This window comes from Bradyrhizobium sp. SRS-191 (assembly GCF_024586915.1).
Lineage (GTDB): Bacteria > Pseudomonadota > Alphaproteobacteria > Rhizobiales > Xanthobacteraceae > Bradyrhizobium.
In genome coordinates this window covers 1-2,247 of record NZ_JANBVS010000058.1, presented here as the reverse complement: position 1 = coordinate 2,247, position 2,247 = coordinate 1, and the positions used below count along the sequence as shown (strand labels likewise).

Annotated in this window: 1 protein-coding gene and 2 pseudogenes; 2 read left to right on the top strand and 1 reads right to left on the bottom strand. The window is 63.2% G+C overall.

The window, feature by feature from the left end; all coding sequences use genetic code 11:
- Positions 1–94 (bottom strand): annotated as a pseudogene (locus NLR35_RS33860) (alpha/beta hydrolase); the annotation flags it as partial.
- A gap of 330 nt (positions 95–424) precedes the next feature.
- Here NLR35_RS33860 and NLR35_RS33855 point away from each other — a divergent pair.
- Entirely contained in the window at positions 425–1,564 is a 1,140-nt protein-coding gene (locus tag NLR35_RS33855) for a cysteine desulfurase family protein (RefSeq protein WP_257170878.1), read from the top strand.
- Between the two features lie 113 nt (positions 1,565–1,677).
- Positions 1,678–2,247: pseudogene (locus NLR35_RS33850) on the top strand (Fe-S cluster assembly protein SufB); the annotation flags it as partial.

The following is a 2,247-nucleotide window of genomic DNA, read 5'->3' as shown; positions in this document are numbered from 1 at the left end:
GCGCGTTCTTCTGCTTGGCCGGGTGATAGCGGCCTTCGAGGCGGCCGGCGGGGCCGGTGAAAATGACTTCAGGCATGATGGTCTCTTGATTGATCCCTCGAAGGCGGTCTTCAGCAATCAACCGATTGTGCGGACTGCATTGGCTGGCTTTGCCGGTCAAACCGCGAATGGAAGGGTGGAGCGGCGCCCTCGGATGATGCGCGAGCGGCGCGCGGTGAACTGACGGCCGCGTTCTAACATGAGGCGAGGGTCAAAAAGCAAGCATCTTGAACATCGTCCAATCGGCTCAAGATGTTAGCGCGCCATCGCGGCGTCATTGCTGCCGCCGGGACGGAATCGTGGTTGCCAAGTGCGCGGTCACGGCCCATGTCGGGGACACGCCGGCACCATGGCCTCCGGCGAAGTCAGGTAACATATTACTTTGATGCCAAGCCGCGTTTATCTCGACTGGAATGCGACCGCGCCGCTTCGCGCCGAGGCGAGGGCTGCGATGCTCGCCGCCTTCGACCTGGTCGGCAATCCCTCCTCGGTCCATGCCGAGGGGCGCGAGGCGCGGCGGATCGTCGAGGACGCGCGCAGCGCGCTGGCGGCCGCCGTCGGGGCCCTGTCGCGGAACGTCATCTTTACCTCGGCTGGAACCGAGGCCAATGCGCTGGCGCTGTCGCCCGGCCTGCGCGGGCGATCGGGCGGCCCGGCCGAGCGGTTGCTGGTGTCGGCGGTCGAGCATGCCTCGGTTCTGTCAGGTGGCCGGTTCCCGGTCGGCCGGATCGGCCAGATCCGTGTGACGCCAGCGGGCGTGGTGGATCTCGACCATCTCAGGGCGGTGTTGGCCGATGGCCCGCCGGCGCTGGTTTCGATCATGGCGGCCAATAACGAGACCGGCGCGCTGCAGCCGGTCGCGGAGGCCGCGCGCATCGTCCACGAGGCCGGCGGCCTGCTGCATGTCGACGCGATCCAGGCACTGGGAAAATTGCCTTTCGATATCAATGAGATCGGAGCCGACCTTGCGACCTTTTCTGCGCACAAGATTGGGGGCCCCAAGGGCGTCGGCGCGCTTGTTATCACCGAAGGCCTGTCCGGGCTGGAGCCGGTGCTGAGAGGGGGCGGCCAGGAACTCAATCGCCGCGCGGGCACCGAGAATGTTGCGGGCATCGCGGGCTTCGGTGCCGCCGTAAAAGCCTCGCTTCAGGCTCTGCCGGAGGATCTGCAGCGCGTGGCAACCCTCAGAGACAGCTTGGAAAATGGTCTGCGGGAGATTGTCGGCGCGACTGTGTTCTCGGATCAGGTGAAGAGGTTACCAAATACCATTTTGTTTACGGCGCCCGGCCTGAAGGCCGAAACCGCCGTGATCGGCTTCGATCTCGAAGGCATTGCCGTGTCCTCTGGCTCGGCCTGTTCCTCCGGCAAGGTCCAGCCGTCCCACGTGCTGCTGGCGATGGGGGCCGGTCCCGAACTGGCCCAGGGCGCGATCCGGCTCAGCCTGGGCTGGTCCACGGGTCCGGAGGACATCAACAGGGCGTTAGAGGCTTGGCGAAAGCTGGGTAATCACCTACTTAAGGGCTAAGCGACGAAACACGGCTTGAACGGTTCTAAGCACGTGCTTTCGGTCCGAAAACATCGTAATACTCGTTCGAGTTTGATCCACCGCGGTCCTTGAAACCGCGAGCGGAGGATAGAATGCCAGCCGTCCAAGAGACGGTCGAGCGCGTCAAGCGCATCGACGTCGACCAGTATCGTTATGGGTTTGAAACCCAGATCGAGTCCGAGAAGGCCCCCAAGGGGCTGTCGGAAGAGATCGTCAAGTTCATCTCAGCCAAGAAGAACGAGCCGGAGTGGATGCTCCAGTGGCGGCTCGAGGCCTATCGCCGCTGGCTGACCATGACCGAGCCCACTTGGGCCCGCGTCGACTATCCCAAGGTCGATTTCCAGGATCTGTATTACTACGCGGCGCCGAAGCCGAAGAAGACGGTCTCGTCGCTGGACGAGATCGACCCGGAAATCCTCAAGACCTACGAGAAGCTCGGCATTCCCCTGCGCGAAGTGGCGATGCTGGAAGGCGTTGAGCCCAAGCCCGGTGAAGAGGATCCGAACCGTCGCAAGATCGCGGTCGACGCCGTATTCGATTCCGTTTCGGTTGCCACCACCTTCAAGGCGGAACTGAAGAAGGCCGGCGTGATCTTCATGCCGATCTCGGAGGCGATCCGCGAATATCCCGAGTTGGTGCAGAAATATCTGGGCTCGGTAGTT